General features: G+C 73.6%; 19 protein-coding genes. 4 read left to right on the top strand and 15 right to left on the bottom strand.

Features of this window, described 5'->3' with window-relative positions:
- Positions 1-116: 116 nt before the first annotated feature.
- The 12 genes from ruvB to pgsA form a co-directional block, all read right to left on the bottom strand.
- Complete coding sequence (gene ruvB, locus E1284_RS19375; RefSeq protein ID WP_131940855.1) at positions 117-1205, bottom strand: Holliday junction branch migration DNA helicase RuvB; 1089 nt, start codon at positions 1203-1205, stop codon at positions 117-119.
- A complete protein-coding gene (ruvA, locus tag E1284_RS19370) occupies positions 1202-1804 on the bottom strand; it encodes a Holliday junction branch migration protein RuvA (protein ID WP_131940853.1) in 603 nt (200 codons plus the stop codon). Before ruvA ends, ruvB begins: the two co-directional genes overlap by 4 nt.
- Positions 1801-2376: a crossover junction endodeoxyribonuclease RuvC gene (gene ruvC, locus E1284_RS19365; RefSeq protein WP_131940851.1), complete on the bottom strand. Its 576-nt coding sequence runs from the start codon at positions 2374-2376 to the stop codon at positions 1801-1803. The genes ruvA and ruvC overlap by 4 nt, the downstream gene beginning before the upstream one ends.
- Before the next feature lie 139 nt (positions 2377-2515).
- On the bottom strand, positions 2516-3271 hold the full coding sequence (locus E1284_RS19360; RefSeq protein ID WP_131940849.1) for a YebC/PmpR family DNA-binding transcriptional regulator: 756 nt from the start codon (positions 3269-3271) through the stop codon (positions 2516-2518).
- A 3-nt stretch (positions 3272-3274) separates the two neighbouring features.
- Positions 3275-3892, bottom strand: coding sequence for a pyridoxal 5'-phosphate synthase glutaminase subunit PdxT (gene pdxT, locus E1284_RS19355; protein WP_131940847.1), 618 nt, complete (start codon positions 3890-3892; stop codon positions 3275-3277).
- Positions 3893-4030: 138 nt separating this feature from the next.
- Complete coding sequence (locus E1284_RS19350) at positions 4031-4645, bottom strand: DUF6928 family protein (protein WP_131940845.1); 615 nt, start codon at positions 4643-4645, stop codon at positions 4031-4033.
- A 95-nt stretch (positions 4646-4740) separates the two neighbouring features.
- Positions 4741-5664, bottom strand: a complete 924-nt coding sequence (gene pdxS, locus E1284_RS19345; RefSeq protein WP_131940843.1) for a pyridoxal 5'-phosphate synthase lyase subunit PdxS — start codon at positions 5662-5664, stop codon at positions 4741-4743.
- A gap of 145 nt (positions 5665-5809) precedes the next feature.
- A complete protein-coding gene (locus E1284_RS19340; protein WP_131940841.1) occupies positions 5810-6847 on the bottom strand; it encodes a DUF3048 domain-containing protein in 1038 nt (345 codons plus the stop codon).
- Between the two features lie 127 nt (positions 6848-6974).
- Positions 6975-7517, bottom strand: a complete 543-nt coding sequence (locus E1284_RS19335) for a LemA family protein (RefSeq protein WP_131940839.1) — start codon at positions 7515-7517, stop codon at positions 6975-6977.
- Between the two features lie 11 nt (positions 7518-7528).
- Entirely contained in the window at positions 7529-8686 is a 1158-nt protein-coding gene (locus E1284_RS19330) for a glycosyltransferase family 4 protein (RefSeq protein ID WP_131940837.1), read from the bottom strand.
- A 10-nt stretch (positions 8687-8696) separates the two neighbouring features.
- On the bottom strand, positions 8697-9626 hold the full coding sequence (locus E1284_RS19325) for a phosphatidylinositol mannoside acyltransferase (protein ID WP_131940836.1): 930 nt from the start codon (positions 9624-9626) through the stop codon (positions 8697-8699).
- Complete coding sequence (gene pgsA / locus E1284_RS19320; protein ID WP_131940834.1) at positions 9623-10294, bottom strand: phosphatidylinositol phosphate synthase; 672 nt, start codon at positions 10292-10294, stop codon at positions 9623-9625. The genes E1284_RS19325 and pgsA overlap by 4 nt, the downstream gene beginning before the upstream one ends.
- 339 nt (positions 10295-10633) lie before the next feature.
- Here pgsA and E1284_RS19315 point away from each other — a divergent pair, with 339 nt between their 5' ends.
- The 3 genes from E1284_RS19315 (at position 10634) to E1284_RS19305 (ending at position 14274) form a co-directional block, all read left to right on the top strand.
- A complete protein-coding gene (locus E1284_RS19315) occupies positions 10634-12802 on the top strand; it encodes an elongation factor G-like protein EF-G2 (RefSeq protein WP_131940832.1) in 2169 nt (722 codons plus the stop codon).
- Positions 12803-12874: 72 nt separating this feature from the next.
- Complete coding sequence (locus E1284_RS19310) at positions 12875-13330, top strand: hypothetical protein (RefSeq protein ID WP_131940830.1); 456 nt, start codon at positions 12875-12877, stop codon at positions 13328-13330.
- On the top strand, positions 13327-14274 hold the full coding sequence (locus E1284_RS19305; RefSeq protein WP_131940828.1) for a hypothetical protein: 948 nt from the start codon (positions 13327-13329) through the stop codon (positions 14272-14274). The genes E1284_RS19310 and E1284_RS19305 overlap by 4 nt, the downstream gene beginning before the upstream one ends.
- Positions 14275-14282: 8 nt before the next feature.
- On the opposite strand, the gene E1284_RS19300 is transcribed toward E1284_RS19305, so the two are convergent.
- Both E1284_RS19300 and E1284_RS19295 read right to left on the bottom strand, forming a co-directional pair.
- Positions 14283-14684: a thiol-disulfide oxidoreductase DCC family protein gene (locus tag E1284_RS19300; RefSeq protein ID WP_131940826.1), complete on the bottom strand. Its 402-nt coding sequence runs from the start codon at positions 14682-14684 to the stop codon at positions 14283-14285.
- The gene (locus E1284_RS19295; RefSeq protein WP_243714594.1) at positions 14681-15307 is read right to left on the bottom strand and encodes an HIT family protein; all 627 of its coding nucleotides are present in this window, start codon (positions 15305-15307) and stop codon (positions 14681-14683) included. The genes E1284_RS19300 and E1284_RS19295 overlap by 4 nt, the downstream gene beginning before the upstream one ends.
- Before the next feature lie 179 nt (positions 15308-15486).
- On the opposite strand from E1284_RS19295, the gene E1284_RS19290 reads away from it, so the two are divergent.
- Complete coding sequence (locus E1284_RS19290) at positions 15487-16047, top strand: Asp23/Gls24 family envelope stress response protein (protein ID WP_165965336.1); 561 nt, start codon at positions 15487-15489, stop codon at positions 16045-16047.
- Here the strand turns inward: E1284_RS19290 and E1284_RS41605 are convergent.
- The coding region (locus E1284_RS41605; protein WP_207923844.1) for a hypothetical protein at positions 16029-16421 on the bottom strand (393 nt) is incomplete at its 5' end. The genes E1284_RS19290 and E1284_RS41605 overlap by 19 nt on opposite strands.

The following is a 16421-nucleotide window of genomic DNA, read 5'->3' as shown; positions in this document are numbered from 1 at the left end:
CGGGACCGCCGGCTGGAGACGGTGAACCAAGTCCCGGAGTCTAGAGAGTACGCGAGACCCCGGCAACGACGCGACGATCGGCGACGCCGGGAAGTTCCCAACCCGTTACCGGATGATCACCGTTGCGGCCGATCGGCGTCCTCGTCCACGTCGAACAGGGTCCCCGCCATCGGCGCCGTGGGCGGCTGGGCGAGGCCCAGGTGCGCCCAGGCGGCCGCCGTGGCGACCCGCCCGCGCGGCGTCCGCGCCAGCAGTCCCTGCCGGACGAGGAACGGCTCGGCGACGACCTCCACGGTCTCGGGCTCCTCCCCCACCGACACGGCGAGGGTGGACAGGCCCACCGGGCCGCCGCCGAACTTGCGCATGAGCGACTCCAGGACGGACCGGTCGAGCCGGTCCAGTCCCCGTTCGTCCACCTCGTACAACGCGAGCGCGGCCTGCGCTGATTCCAGCGTGACGGCGCCGCCGGCGCGGACCTCGGCGTAGTCGCGGACGCGGCGCAGCAGCCGGTTGGCGATGCGGGGGGTGCCGCGGGACCGCCCGGCGACCTCCGCGGCGGCGTCGCCCGCGATCTCCACGTCCAGCAGCGCGGCCGAACGGCGGACGATGACCTCCAGCTCGGCGGGCTCGTAGAAGTCCATGTGCGCGACGAAGCCGAACCGGTCGCGCAGCGGCCCGGGCAGCATCCCGGCCCGGGTGGTGGCGCCGACCAGCGTGAACGGCGCGATGTCGAGGGGGATCGCGGTCGCACCCGGCCCCTTGCCCACGACGACGTCGACCCGGAAGTCCTCCATCGCCATGTAGAGCATCTCCTCGGCGGGGCGCGCCAGCCGGTGGATCTCGTCCAGGAACAGGACCTCGCCCTCGGCGAGGGTGGACAGCACCGCCGCGAGGTCCCCCGCCCGCTCGATCGCGGGACCGGAGGAGATCCGCAGCGGCCGCCCCAGCTCCGCCGCGATGATCATGGCGAGGGTGGTCTTGCCGAGGCCGGGCCCGCCCGACAGCAGCACGTGGTCGGGCGTCCGGCCGCGCCGCAGCGCGCTGTGCAGCACCAGCGACAGCTGCTCGCGCACCCGCTCCTGCCCGACGAAGTCGTCCAGCTTCTTCGGCCGCAGCGCGGCCTCGATCCGCTGCTCCTCGGCCCCGTCGGCGTCCGCCGAGACGAGCCGCTCGAACTGCCCGAGCTCCTCGAACTCCCCGCTCATTTGCTGAGCTTCTTCAGAGCCGACTTCAGCAGGGCCGCCACCGGCGGGGCCTCTGCGCCGTCGAGGTCGGCGGCGACCGCGTCCACGGCGGCGCCGGCGTCCCTGGCGGACCAGCCGAGGTTGACCAGGCCCATCTGCACCTGCTCCCGCCACGCCTCGGCGCGGGCGGGCGCGCGCACCTCGTCGGCGCCGCCGATCGGCCCGCCGAGCCGGTCCCTGAGTTCCAGGACGATCCGCTGGGCGCCCTTCTTGCCGATGCCGGGGACCTTGGTGAGGGCGGTGACGTCCTCGGCGGCCACCGCGCGGCGCAGCGCGTTCGGCGTGTGGACGGCGAGCATCGCCAGGGCGAGCCGCGGCCCGATCCCGCTGGCGGTCTGCAGCAGCTCGAACACCGTCCGCTCGTCGTCGTCGGCGAACCCGAAGAGCGTGAGGGAGTCCTCGCGGACGACCAGGGACGTCGGCACGTGCGCCGGGTCGCCGACCCGCAGCCCGGCGAGGGTCGCGGGGGTGCACTGCACCGACAGGCCGACGCCGTGCACGTCGATCACCGCCCCGTCGGGTCCGGCGGCGGCCACCCGGCCGCTGACGAAGGCGATCACTGGGCACTTCCTCCTCTGCTGCGGGCGGCGAGCCGCGCGCGCTCGGCGCGGGCCGCCTCCTCGATGCGCGACCGCTGCGCGTGTGCGAGCCGCTGCTGCGCTCCCCCGCGCCACACGTGGCAGATGGCCAGGGCGAGCGCGTCGGCCGCGTCCGCCGGCCTGGGGGCCGTATCCAGGGACAGCAGCCGGGTCACCATCCGGGTCACCTGCGCCTTGTCGGCGCGCCCGTTGCCGGTGACGGCGGCCTTGGCCTCGCTCGGCGTGTGCAGCGCGACGGGCAGCCCGCGCCGGGCCGCGGCCAGCATCGCGATGCCGGCCGCCTGCGCGGTGCCCATCACCGTCCGGACGTTGTGCTGGGAGAACACGCGCTCGACGGCGACGGCGTCCGGCCGGAACCGCTCCAGCGCCGCCTCGATGCCCGCCTCGATGCCCACCAGGCGCAGGGCGTGGTCCTCGCCGGGGTCGGTCCGGACGACGGACACGTGCACCAGGTGGAGCCGCTTGCCCGGGGCGCCCTCGACGACCCCCACCCCGCACCGGGTGAGCCCGGGGTCCACCCCCATCACCCGCACGGCCGCTCCTTCGATCATCTGTTCGGCCGCCAACGCTACCAATCCGCGGCGCCGGTCAGAAGAAGTCGAGCGAGAACGGCGTGGCCGCGAACGCCGCCGCGCCCGAGCGGGCGGCGGCGGCGTCCGGAGGCGGCGGGCGTCAGGCGTCGATGGAGGCCATGACCTCGTCGGACACGTCGAAGTTGGCGTAGACGTCCTGGACGTCGTCGGAGTCCTCCAGGGCGTCCAGGAGGCGGAAGACCTTCTTGGCGTTGTCCTCGTCGAGGGGGACGGTGACGCTCGGCAGGAACTTGCTCTCGGCCGACTCGTAGTCGATGCCGGCGTCGACCAGCGCGGTGCGGACGGCGACCAGGTCGCCGGCCTCGCTGACGACCTCGAAGTTCTCGTCGTCGAGGTCGTTGACCTCCTCGGCGCCGGCGTCGAGGACGGCCATCATCACGTCGTCCTCGCTGGTGTTCGCCTTGGGGACGATCACGACGCCCTTGCGGTTGAACATGTACGACACCGAGCCCGGGTCGGCGAGGGAGCCGCCGTTGCGGGTGAGGGCGACGCGGACCTCCGAGGCGGCGCGGTTGCGGTTGTCGGTGAGGCACTCGATGAGCACCGCGACGCCGCCGGGCGCGTAGCCCTCGTAGGTGATGGTCTGCCAGTCGGCGCCCCCGGCCTCCTCACCGGCGCCGCGCTTGCGGGCGCGCTCGATGTTGTCGTTGGGGACGGAGTTCTTCTTCGCCTTGTAGATGGCGTCGTAGAGGGTGGGGTTGGCATCGGGGTCACCGCCGCCGGTGCGGGCCGCCACCTCGATGTTCTTGATCAGCTTCGCGAAGAGCTTGCCCCGCTTGGCGTCGAGGGCCGCCTTCTTGTGCTTGGTCGTCGCCCACTTGGAATGGCCGGACATCTGTCACTCCTCCTCTGTCGTCCGGCGCACCAGATCGGCGAAGTAGTGGTGCACGCGGAAATCGCCTGTCAACTCCGGATGGAACGAGGTCGCCATGAGACGTCCCTGACGAACGGCGACGATCCTACCGGCGTTCGGGCCGCTCTCGGCGCGCCCGAGGACCTCCACGGCCTCGCCGACGGACTCCACCCAGGGTGCGCGGATGAAAACGGCGTGGTACGGCGTGTCTCCCATGCCGGTCAGCGGGACCCGCGCCTCGAAGGAGTCGACCTGCCGGCCGAACGCGTTGCGCCGCACGGTCATGTCGATCCCGCCGCAGGTCTCCTGGCCGGCCGCGCCGTCCCTGATCCGGTCCGCCAGCATGATCATGCCGGCGCAGGAGCCGTACGCGGGCATGCCCGCCTCGATCCGCTTGCGCAGCGGGTCGAGGAGGTCGAAGGAGCGCGCCAGCCGCCACATCGTGGTGGACTCGCCGCCGGGCAGGACGAGGCCGTCGACGCGTTCCAGCTCCTCGGGGCGGCGCACGGTCAGGGTGCGCGCCCCGGCCGCCTCCAGCGCGCGGACGTGCTCGCGCACGTCGCCCTGGAGGGCGAGGACACCGATCGTCGGCACAGTCGTCACGTGGGGGCCTTCCCGGGGTTGGGCTGCGGGTCTCGACCGCGCCCATGGCGGGCCTCAACCCTAGACGTTCCTTACAACGCCCCGCGACGTGGCCGATCTTCCCGGGCAGGGCGCTCCCCCGCGCCGGTCAGGCGCCGCTCAGGCGTGCTTGAAGCGGCGCAGGGGGAGCTCCAGCGGCAGGAAGCCGTCCTTGCCGCGGTCGGCGATGCCGCGGCCGAACATGTGCGCCTCGGCGAGGGCGAGCCCGAACTGCTCGGGGTCGAACGGGAGCGGGACGTCCGGCGCGCCCGCGTCGATGGCGCGCCAGAACGGCCGCTCGGCGGGCAGCCGGTCGCCCTGGTCGACGACGACGCCGTCCTCGGCGGTGACGAACACCTCGCGGCGCAGCTCGCCGGACTCGTACCAGCGGAACCAGCAGCCGCGGATCACGTTGTGCAGGACGAGGACGCCGCAGTGGGACCCGGGCAGCGCGGCGGCGGCGGTGTCGGCGATCCGGCGGGCGTCGTCGTCGAGGCAGAACAGCCGCCGGTCGCACAGCAGCAGCGCCCGCTCGAACGCGCCGACGAACAGCTCGTCCTCGTAGGGCCAGAGCGCGAAGTCCAGGACCGTGTCGCCGGTCTCGGTCAGGGAGTCCGCCGGGTAGAGGCGGCGCGCGATCGCCGCGGCGGCGTCCGGGTCGGGCACCAGGCCCGGCCGGAACACCTCGGTGGGTTCACCCGCGCTCGCGCACGCCAGCGCGACCGACCAAGCCATGCTCTCCCCTCCCGCGGCCGGACACCGCCCACCCGGCCACGCCGCCAGGTTAACCCTGTCAGGCCGCGCTGTGGACCCCCGGGCCCCCGATCACCTCACCAGCCGCGGCCCGCGAACTTCTGGTCCTCGCCGAGGGAGGCGGCGCTGATGCCGACCATGGCCTCGCCGAGCCCGCGGGACACCTTGGCGATCACGTCGGGGTCGTCGTGGAAGGTGGTGGCCTTCACGATGGCCTCGGCGCGCTCGGCGGGGTTGCCGGACTTGAAGATCCCGGAGCCGACGAAGACGCCCTCGGCGCCGAGCTGCATCATCATGGCGGCGTCGGCGGGGGTGGCGATACCGCCGGCGGTGAACAGCACGACGGGCAGCTTGCCGGCCCGCGCGACCTCCTTGACCAGCTCGTAGGGGGCCTGGAGCTCCTTGGCGGCGACGTACAGCTCGTCCTCGGGCAGCGACTGGAGCCGGCGGATCTCCTGCCGGATCCGCCGCATGTGGGTGGTCGCGTTGGACACGTCCCCGGTGCCGGCCTCGCCCTTGGAGCGGATCATCGCCGCGCCCTCGGTGATGCGGCGCAGCGCCTCGCCGAGGCTGGTGGCACCGCACACGAACGGGACGGTGAACGCCCACTTGTCGATGTGGTTCTCGTAGTCGGCCGGGGTGAGCACCTCGGACTCGTCGATGTAGTCGACGCCGAGCGCCTGCAGCACCTGCGCCTCGACGAAGTGGCCGATGCGGGCCTTGGCCATCACCGGGATGGAGACGGCGTTGATGATCCCGTCGATCATGTCGGGGTCGCTCATCCGGGAGATGCCGCCCTCGGCGCGGATGTCGGCGGGCACCCGCTCCAGGGCCATGACGGCGACCGCACCCGCGTCTTCGGCGATCTTCGCCTGGTCGGGCGTGACGACGTCCATGATCACGCCGCCCTTGAGCATCTCCGCCATGCCGCGCTTGACGCGGGCGGTCCCGGTCTCGGGCGCGGCGTTGTCAGTGGCGGGAGTGGTAGTGGACACGGGCATTCCTTACGTGGACGGACGACAAGTCACTTTCCATGATATTGCCTGCTCGGGCGACCGTTCGACCCGGCAGAGCGTCAACGTGCGCGGCCCGCCGCTTACAGAGTGATCGCCGGGCGCCCCGCCCGGTCGCGGTCAGGGGGTGCGGTCAGGGGGTGTAGGGCTTGCCGTCGTTGACGAGCAGCACCCAGACCTGGCCGGGCGCGAAGGTCATCGGCTTGCCGTCGGGGGTGGTGAAGGTCGTCCCCTTGGCCTCGGACGGCCGCGACCACTCGGCCTTGTAGGCCTTGCCGTCGCGCAGGACCAGCGCCCGCCCGGTGCCGGTGGTGTGGATCAGCGGCGTGTAGCTGCCGAGGAAGTCGTGGAACTTCGAGCGGGTCGTCTTGGCGTACTGGATGACGACGGTCCTGCCGCCCAGCCGGCCGCCCTCGGCGGCCCTGTCCGGGCGCCCGCCCCAGCTGGCGAGCCACCGCTTCTCCTTGGCCGACCAGGTGAAGCCCATGGTCGCCGCCGGCCAGCGCGCGGTGAACGACCTGGTCGGCTTCCCGCCCTCGGGGGCGTCCCCGAACCGGAACCCGATGTCGCGCGGCTTCGCCGCCTTCGGCGCCCGCTTGATCAGGTCCCCGGGGTCGGCGTACAGGTTGTAGGGGATCCGCTTGGCGCTGGAGCGGAAGTAGGCGCCGCCGGCCTTCTCCTGCGACAGGTCGTACACCGGCGCCTTGCGGACGTACTTCTTCATCTTGCTCTGGACGCCGGAGAACGCGAAGGCGGGCCGGCCGAACTGCGGCAGGATGTGCAGGTCGGAGATGCGGGCGCTGCGGACGGGCCCGACCTTCTTCGGCAGCCGGGAGGAGTACACCGCCATCAGCCGGGTCTCGCCGCCCTCGACCTGCTCGACGTAGACGATGTCGGCGGCCTTCACCCCGCTCTGCGGCAGCGCCGGCCGGGTGTTCTCGATCTTCACGGCGAGGACGGGGTTGTCCAGCCCCTTCGTGCCGCCGTTGAACGGGTGCACGGCGGGCTCGGGCGTCGCGCTCGGCGCCGGGGCGCCGGTGCTGCGCGGCGGCGGCGCCGTCGCCGGGCCGCCGGAGTCCGAGCAGGCCGGCAGGGCGGCGGCACCGGCGACGAGGACGCCGAGCCCCGCGGCCGCGCGGCCCCGGGTGGTGGTGGCCCATGCGGATCGCACGATGTACCCCTCCCTTGGACGGTCTGCCAGAGAGTAGCGAACGCGGCCTGGTGCGCCCGCCCGTCCAGGGGTACGGCCCCGGGCCCCCGCTGTGATCAATCTCGCACGACCGGAGCCGGGCGGGGGGTCAGATCCCGGGGGGATCGTCGTCGATCTCGAAGAAGTCCGGGAGCGGGGCGCGCCCCGCGAGCGGCAGCACCCGGATGAGCAGCTTGCGGCGCGCGATCCGGGCCTGGGAGACGGCGTCGTTGTAGAAGTTGCGGGCGTAGGCGACCTTCGCGGCGGCGGAGGACAGCTCGGCCAGGACCTCGGCGCCCTCGCCCGCGCCGCGGGCGGTGATGGTGCCGACGAACTCGGGCTGGTCGACGACCGCGCGCAGCGCCCGCGACAGGTCGCTCTCGGCGAACTCGCGGCGCTCGGCGTCGGCGGTGCGCGCCTCGTGCGCCGCGGTCGCCAGCACCAGGCTGGTGGCCGGGTCGAGCAGCCGGGACGCGGCCAGCTCCAGCGCGGCGGCGGCCCGCCGGACGAGCGCGGCGTCCAGCGCGGCGCGGGCGGTCTCGACGCGGACGTGCAGCCGGTCCAGCCGGGTGGCGCGCCATGACACGTACACGCCGATGAGGAAGACGACGGCGATCCAGAACAGGACGTCGATGATCCAGTCGTAGGACATCCGGCGCCTCCCTACACCCCGAGGCCGGACTCGACGACGCCGGCGCCGTCGTCGGTGACCGTCTCGTACACCCTCAGCACGTCGCGGGCGACGGCCGACCAGTCGTAGGCGCGGACGGCGGCACGGGCCTCCGCGGACAGCTGCTTGCGCCGGGCGGGGTCGTCCAGCAGCTCGCCGGCCGCCGCCGCGAGCGCCTCGTGGTCGCCGGCCGGGAACAGCGCCCCGGCCCGCCCGCCGAGCAGCACCCGGTCGAACGCCTCGATGTCGCTGGCGAGGATCGGGGCCCCGGCCGACATCGCCTCGGCGAGCACGATGCCGAAGCTCTCGCCGCCGAGGTTCGGCGCGACGAACACGTCCACCGAGTGGTAGGCGCGGACCTTGTCCTCCTCGCTGATCAGGCCGAGCACGACGACCCGGTCGCGCAGTTCGGGCGAGACCCGGGCGATCACGTCGTCGGCGTCGCCGGGCCCGGCGAGCAGCAGCCGCAGCCCCGGCCGGCGGCGGCCGAGGACCTCGAAGGCGCGCAGCAGCACCTGCAGGCCCTTGCGGGGCTCGTCCATGCGGCCGAGGAACCCGAGCGCGCCCCCCTCGCCGCGCGGGGCCTCGGCGCGGCCGTGCCAGCCCGGCAGCGGCTCGGCCATCGCGTACCGCTCGGTCGCGACGCCGTTCGGGATCAGTACGGCGTCGCCGCCGAGGTGCTCGACGAGCGTGGTGCGGGCGGCCTCCGACACCGCGATCCGGCCGGTGATCTTCTCCAGGGCGCTCTGCAGGATCGGCGCGGTCACCGACACCACCCGGGACTTCTCGTAGGAGGCGTGGAAGGTGCCGACGATGGGCCCGTCCGCCGCCCAGCAGGCCAGCAGCCCGAGGGAGGGGGCGGCGGGCTCGTGGACGTGCAGCACGTCGAAGCCGCCGTCGCGGATCCAGCGGCGGACCCGGCCGGCCGACAGGAACCCGAACGCCAGCCGTGCCACGGAGCCGTTGTAGGGGACGGGGACGGCGCGCCCGGCGGACACGGCGTAGGGCGGCAGCTCGGCGACGTCGTCCGCCGGCGTGATCACCGACACGTCGTGGCCGAGGCCGATCAGCGCCTCGGCGAGGTCGGCGATGTGCTGCTTCACGCCGCCCGGGACGTCCCACGTGTACGGGCAGACGATTCCGATCTTCATCGGCCGGCTCTCATCTCCGCGCGTCCGGGAGGTCGTCCACCCAGACCTTCTGCAGCATGTGCCAGTCCTCGGGGTGGGCGGCGATGCCCTCCTCGAAGGCGCGGGCGAGCTCCTGGGTCATGGCCTGGATCTTCTCCTGTCTGCCGCCCCCGTCCGGGACCGGGATCTCCTCGTGGACGCGCGCCGCCCAGTACTCGCCCTCGTACCAGAGTGTCACGGGGATGAGGGCGGCGCCGGTCTGGAGCGCGAGCGCGGCGGAGACGGCGGGCATCCGGGCGGTGGCGCCGAAGAACTCGACGTCGATGCCGCTGTCGGTGAGGTCGCGGTCGACGACCAGGCACACCGCCCGCCCGGCGCGGAGCCGCTGCGCCATCCGCCCGAACGCGGAGGCGCCCTTGTGGGCGAGGACCTCCATGCCGAGGCTCTCGCGGAACTCGACGAACCGGTCGAACAGCGACGCGGGCTCCAGCCGCTCGGCGACGGTGGTGAACGGGTAGCCGCTGTGCACGAGCCACGCCCCGGCGTGCTCGTAGTTGCCCATGTGGGGCAGGGCGAGGATGACGCCGCGCCCGGAGTCGAGGTTGGTGAAGATCTTCTTCTCGCCGGTGACGCGCATCCGGCCGAGGATCCGGGCCCTGTCGTACTCGGGCAGCCGGAAGACCTCCAGCCAGTACCGCAGGTAGGAGCGCAGCACCTTCTTGCTGAGGACGCGGACCTCGTCGTCGACCGCGTCCTTGCCGAGGACGCGGCACAGGTTCCTCTCCAGTTGCCGCACCCCGGACCCGTACCGGTGCCAGGTGCGGTCGGCGAGCGCGGTGAAGATCAGCCGGGCCGCGCTCTCGGGCATCTTGCGGACGACCGTCCAGCCGAGGGCGTAGACGGCGTCGGTCACCTCATCGCGGAGCGACGGCGCGTCGCCTCCGCGGCGGGGCGTGGTCATGGCCGCGGCTCCGGCGTCCGCCGCTCACCGTTCTCCCGCTCCGCGCCGGCGTCCGGCCGGCCACCGGCCGGGGACTCCCTGGCCTGGACGTAGACGGTGGCGAACCGCTGCCCGACCGTGACGGTGCTGAGCGCGGCGAGCGCCCACAGCGCGACGGCCAGGATGTAGGGGACGCCGAGGCCGTCGAACCCGGCCGCGACCAGCGCGACGATGAGGCGCTCCGCGCGCTCGGCGATGCCCACGTTGCAGGTGTAGCCGAGCCCCTCCGCGCGGGCCTTGGCGTAGGACACCACGACGCCGGAGACGAGGCAGTACAGCGCGACCCCGGCGAGGGGCTCCTGGCCGTCCCGGTAGAGCCCGATCATCAGCCCGGCGAAGATCGCGGCGTCGGCGACCCGGTCCATGGTGGAGTCCAGGAACGCGCCGAACTTGGAGATCTTGCCGGTGACCCGGGCGACCGCGCCGTCGAGCATGTCGAACAGCACGAAGGCCGTGATGACCAGCGTCCCCCAGAAGAACTCCCCGCGCGGGAACAGCACGAGCGCGCCCGCGGCGACGCCGACCGTGCCGATGACGGTGATGGCATTGGGCGAGACCCCGGTCCGCGCGACGCCCCGTCCGATCGGGGTGAGGACGCGCCCCAGCGCGGGCCTGATCTTGTTGAGCATCGCCGTCCGTTCTCGTGTTCTGCGGGTGGGGGGCCGCGGCCGGCGGGGCGGGCCGCCCGTCACCGGCGACCGGGCGCGCCCAATCGTAGTGCGGACCCGGCGCGGACGTGGTCGGCGCCGGGTTTGGGCGGCCTCCGGCCCGGACAGACCACGGATGAACGCCGTTCACCCCTTGTGGTCCCGGCCGTCACGGGAAAGGGTGGTGCTACGGGTGTGACGTCGGTCACGCGCGATTGGACGAGGTCGGACGCCGCACTCGGACGTCAGGGCCGGGCCCGCCGGGGCCGGGCCCGAGCCGCACGCGGGCCTCCGCGCGGAGACCCGTCCGAGGAGGTAGTCATGGCGGACAAGGGAGGCCACCCGGGAGCCCCCGGCAGGGCACCGGAGGCCGGCGGGTGCGACAAGGTGCGCAATGTCGCGCTGGTCGGCCACTCGGGGGCGGGCAAGACCACGCTCGTCGAGGCGCTGCTCGCGGCGACCGGCACGGTGCAGCGGGCCGGCAAGGTCGAGGACGGGACCACGGTCAGCGACTTCGACGAGGTCGAGGTGCGCCAGCAGCGCTCGGTGAACCTCGCGCTCGCCCCGCTCGTGCACGGGGACGTCAAGGTCAATCTCATCGACACGCCCGGCTACGCCGACTTCGTCGGCGACCTGCGGGCCGGGCTGCGCGCCGCCGACGCGGCGCTGTTCGTGATCTCCGCGGTGGACGGCATCGACGGCCTCACCCGGATGCTGTGGGAGGAGTGCGCGGCGGTGCAGATGCCCCGCGCGGTCGTCATCACCAAGATCGACCAGCAGCGCGGCGACTTCGACGACGTCGTCATGGCCTGCCAGGACGTGTTCGGCGAGGGCGTCGCGCCGCTGTACTTCCCCGCCGCGGACACGGACGGCGGACTGAAGGGCCTGATCGGGCTGCTGTCGCGGCGCTGCCTGGACTACTCCACCGGGCGGCGCACCGAGTGCGAGCCCGACCCCGGGTACCTGGAGCAGATCGCCGAGCAGCGCGCGTCGCTGATCGAGGGGATCATCCAGGAGAGCGAGGACGAGACCCTCATGGACAGGTACCTGTCCGGTGAGGACATCGACGTCAAGGCGCTCATCGAGGACCTGGAGACCGCGGTCGCGCGCGGCAGCTTCTACCCCGTCCTCGCGACGTCGGTCCCGCACGGCGACCACCCCGGGCCGGTCGTCGGCATGCTGGAACTGCTGGAGGTCGTCACGCAGGCGTTCCCCTCGCCGCTGGAGCACGGGATCCCGCCGGTGACGGCGGTGGACGGCGGGCCGCCGAAGGACCTCGCCTGCGACCCGGCGGGCCCGCTGGTCGCCGAGGTCGTCAAGACCACGTCCGACCCCTACGTGGGGCGGATCTCGCTGGTCCGGGTGTTCTCCGGGACGCTGCGCCCCGACACCACGGTGCACGTGTCCGGGCACGGCATGGCCGACCGCGGGCACGAGGACCACGACGTCGACGAGCGGGTCGGCGCGCTGACCTCCCCGCTGGGCAAGACGCAGCGGACCGTGGCGTCCTGCGGCGCGGGCGACATCTGCGCGGTGGCGAAGCTCGGCCGCGCCGAGACCGGCGACACCCTGTCGGATCCCGGCTCGCCGATGGTGATGGCGCCGTGGTCGATGCCCGACCCGCTGCTGCCGGTCGCGATCCGGGCGAGGTCCAAGGCCGACGACGACAAGCTCGGCCAGGCGCTCGCCCGGCTCGTCGCCGAGGACCCGACGCTCCGGCTGGAGAACAACGCCGAGACGCGGCAGCTGGTGCTGTGGTGCATGGGCGAGGCCCACGCCGACGTGCTGATCGACCGGCTCCGGGCCCGGTACGGCGTCGAGGTCGACCGGGTCGGCCTGCGCGTCCCGCTGCGGGAGACGTTCGGCGGGACGGCCAAGGGCCTCGGGCGGCACGTCAAGCAGAGCGGCGGGCACGGCCAGTACGGCATCTGCCACGTCGACGTGGAGCCGCTGCCGTCCGGCGAGGGCTTCGAGTTCGTCGACAAGATCGTCGGCGGGGTCGTGCCGCGGCAGTTCATCCCCTCGGTCGAGAAGGGCGTCCGGCAGCAGATGGCGCGCGGCGTGTCCGCCGGGTACCCGCTGGTCGACATCAAGGTCACCCTCCACGACGGGAAGGCGCACTCGGTCGACTCCTCCGACATGGCGTTCCAGGCGGCCGGGGCGCTCGCGCTGAAGGACGCGGCGAGCCAGGTGCCGATCCTGCTGCTGGAACCGGTCGACGAGGTGGACGTGCTGATCGCCGACGAGTACGTGGGCCCGATCATGTCCGACCTCACCTCGCGGCGCGGCCGGGTGCTGGGCTCCCAGGCGGTGCCCGGCGGCCGCACCGTGATCAAGGCCGAGGTGCCGCAGCTGGAGATCGTCCGGTACGCGATCGACCTGCGGTCGATGTCGCAGGGCACCGGCACGTTCAGCCGCACGTTCCTGCGCTACGAGCCGCTCCCGACCCATCTGGCCGACAAGGTCGCCGCCGAGTCGCGGGACGCCTAGTACTCCTCAGCTCGGGTACCGGCCGCCCCGAGCCCCGCCCGCACCCGCCGGGCGGGGCTCTAGGCTTGCCGCGTGCACCTTCCTCCCCCCCGGCTGGGGCCGCGCGCGCGGCTCTGGCGGTCACTCGCGGGCGCCGCCGTCGTCGGCGCCCTCTTCTATACCAGCGCGTACGGGAGCAACGACGACTTCCCGCTCGGGCCGATGACGCAGTTCGCCTTCTCGGTGAAGGACGACGGCGGGACGATCAGCTCGTACTGGCTGGAGGCCGACACCGCCGCCGGCACGCATGTGGCGCTGTCCTTCGACGCCGTCGGGACGGGCATGAAGCGCGCCGAGATCGAGGGGCAGATGCCGCGGATCCGCCGGAATCCGTCGCTGCTGCAGGGGATCGCCGACGGGCAGCGCAGGCTGCACCCGGACCGGCCGAGGCTCACCAGGATCTACGTCGTGCAGGAGATCAAGACGTTGAAGCGCGGCAAGGTCGTGTCGGTCATGCGGCAGAACCGCGTCGTCTGGGACGTGCGGTGACCGCCGCCGCGACGCCGGAGGCGCCCCGTCCGGTCCGGCCCGCCGGGGACGCGCCCGAGCCGGCCGGCACCGCGTGGGGCCGCTGGTGGTTCGGGCCCGTGCCGCGCGCCCGGATCGCCTGGCTGCGGATCATCGGCTACGTGTTCCTGCCGTTCGACATGCTGCTGCTGACCGGGAGCACGCTGGCGCACGCGCGGCTGCCCGCCGACCTGTACCAGCCGGTGCTGCTCGGCCGGCTCCTGCACCTGCCCGCGCCCACGCCGTGGGCGATGTACGCGCTGCTGACGGTGACGGTCGCGGCCGGGCTCGTCGCCATGACCGGCCGGGTGCTGCCCCGCGCGAGCGGCTACCTCGCCGCGTGCGGATACCTGTGGTGGGTCACGATCAGCATGTCGTACGGCAAGGTCGACCACGACCACCTCGCCCTCATCGCGGCGCTGTTCGTGCTGCCGAGCGTCGGGCGCGCCGGCGTCGGCGACACGCGGCGCTGCGAGGCGTCGGCGTGGTCGGTGCGCTGCATCCAGCTCGGCGTGGTCGCGGCGTACTTCCTGTCGGCGTGGGCGAAGGTGCGGATCGGCGGGTTCCCGGCGTGGCCGAACGGCTCGACCGTCCAGTGGGCGCTGAGCCGGCGCGGGACGCCGCTCGGCCGCAGCCTCATCGGCTACCCGGTGATGCTGAAGGCCAGCCAGTGGATCATGTTCTTCGCGGAGGCGCTGTCCCCGGTGATGCTGTTCCTGCGCGGCCGGCCGCTGTACGCGCTGGTGCTGTTCTTCGCCGGCTTCCACGCCGTCACCTACGCGCTGATGACGATCCACTTCCTGCCGCACGCCATCTGGCTCGCGGCGTTCCTGCCGCTGGAGCGGCTGACCCCGCTGCTGCCCGAGCGGCTGCGCGGCGGGACGGCGGCGGCCCGGCCGGCTCCGGCGGCGCCGCCCGCCGCCTGAGCCGCCGATCAGGCCTGCGCGCCGGGGCGCCGGTCGGGAGGCAGCATGCACGCCGCCGTCCCGCCCGGCATCCGCTGCCGGTTGTTCGCGACGAGCCGGTACACGGCGTGCGCGACCCAGCTCACCGGCGGGACCCGCATGACGACGCCGGGCACCCGCCAGATGCCGCCGGCGGCCGTCAGCATCCGCCCGATGGCCTCGGCGCCGCCGCTGACCCGGCCGGCGCGGTCGACCCACAGCACCTCGCGCCGCGCCCGCTCCGCGGTGGTGCCGAGCGCGTCCAGGTCGGCGAACTGGAACGCGATGACCGTCGCGCGGACGGGCACGTGCCGCTCCAGGAACCGCACCGACGACGTGCAGAACCCGCAGTCGCCGTCGTAGACCAGGACCGGCCTTCCGGGCGCGCTCATGAGACCGGCCAGGCGTCGGCGAGCATCTGCCGGGTGTCGCGCAGCAGCTGGGGCAGGACCCGGGTGCGCCCGACGACCGGCATGAAGTTGGTGTCGCCGCCCCAGCGCGGGACGACGTGCTGGTGCAGGTGCGCCGCGATGCCGGCGCCCGCGACGAGGCCGAGGTTCATACCGACGTTGAAGCCCTGCGCCCCGCTGGCCTTGCGCAGCGCGGTGAGGGCGCGGCGGGTGAACACCGCCAGTTCGACGTACTCCGGCTCCTCCAGCTCGGTGTAGTCGGCGACGTGCCGGTAGGGGACGACCATCAGATGCCCCGAGTTGTAGGGGTAGAGGTTCAGCACCGTGAACACCGACTCGCCGCGGGCCACGACGAGGCCGTCCTCGTCTGCCATCTTCGGGATGTCGCAGAACGGGCAGCCGTCGCCCGACCCGGCGCCCGTCGGACGCCCCTCACCCTTGATGTAGGCCATCCGGTGCGGTGTCCAGAGCCGCTGGAAGTTGTCGGGCGTGCCCGCGCCGCCTCCCTCCTCCTCGAAGCGGGGCGTGCCCTCGCTCTCGGCGCCCGCCCCGGGCGCGTCGCCGCGCCCCTGCTGCGCCACGGACTCCTCCGGCTCTGCGGTCAAGACGGTGGTCTCCTTTTGTTCACGGCCTGACCAGCAGCATAGAGAGGCAGGCGCCCGGGGCAGTAGCCGGGATGCCCTCCCGGCCGCCGCCGCGGCCGTGTCCGGAGACCCGGGCCCGCGTGACTTTTCCGGGGGGACTCCGACACCATGGTCATCCGAACCGAACCTTGGGAGCGATCATGACCGGGCCCGACAGGCGGCAGACCGAAGGCGTCGAGCCGAGACCGGATCCCGGTTCCGCGCCCTACTTCCCCGGGATGCGGGGACGTCCGGGATCGACACCGCCGCGCGGCACCCCCCTCCCCGCGCCGCCCGCCCCGCCGGCGGGAACGCCGCCGGCGGGCGGGGCGTCCCAGGCGACCGCGGTGCCGATGACGATGCACGGCTCCCCCGGCGACGTCACCGTGGCGGTGGAGGGCCGCATCACCGTCGACGACGCGGTCCTGGAGAAGATCGCCGCGCTGGCCGCGCTGGAGGTGGCCGGAGTCTCCGGGCCGGCCCCGGCGGGGACGCGGGTGGCCTCGGACGACGACGGGGCCACGGTCGACCTCGCCATCGCGGTCGAGTACGGCTGCGTGATCAAGGACGTGGCGCAGGCCGTGCAGGCGAACGTGGCGCGGGTGATCGGGATGATGCTCGGCACGCGGGTCGCCGCGGTCAACGTGTCCGTCGCGGACGTCCGGATGCCGGCCGCGCCGCCCCGGCCGCGCGCCGGCGGGGCTCAGACGGCGCGCGCGTAGCAGCTCTGCATGCCGCCGCCGACCGACACCGTGGTGATCTTGACGCGCTCCACCTGGCCCGGCGCGACGCCGGTGAAGTGGAAGGTGTGCGGCCGGCCCGCGTTCGCGCTGGCCTGCTGCGACTTCGGGGAACCGCTCCGCGGGATGAGCTCGGCCCGGATCAGGCCGCTCGCCGAGACGGTGACGAGGACGTCCACGCCGGTGGCCGTGGCGCGGTAGAAGGCCGTCCCGTCCGGGCACTGGTCGAGGGACGCGCCGCCGCCCGGCTGCGGGATCTGCGGCCCGCCGCCCTGCCCGCCGGACCCGCTCGTCCCCCCGCTCGGATACGGCCGGCCGCCGCCGTTCTGCTGCGGCACCGGGTTGGTCGGCGTCAC

Source organism: Actinomadura bangladeshensis, from assembly GCF_004348335.1.
Classification (GTDB): Bacteria; Actinomycetota; Actinomycetes; order Streptosporangiales; family Streptosporangiaceae; genus Spirillospora; species Spirillospora bangladeshensis.
The sequence above is the reverse complement of the archived record's forward strand: the minus strand, read 5'-3'. Positions and strand labels throughout refer to the sequence as shown.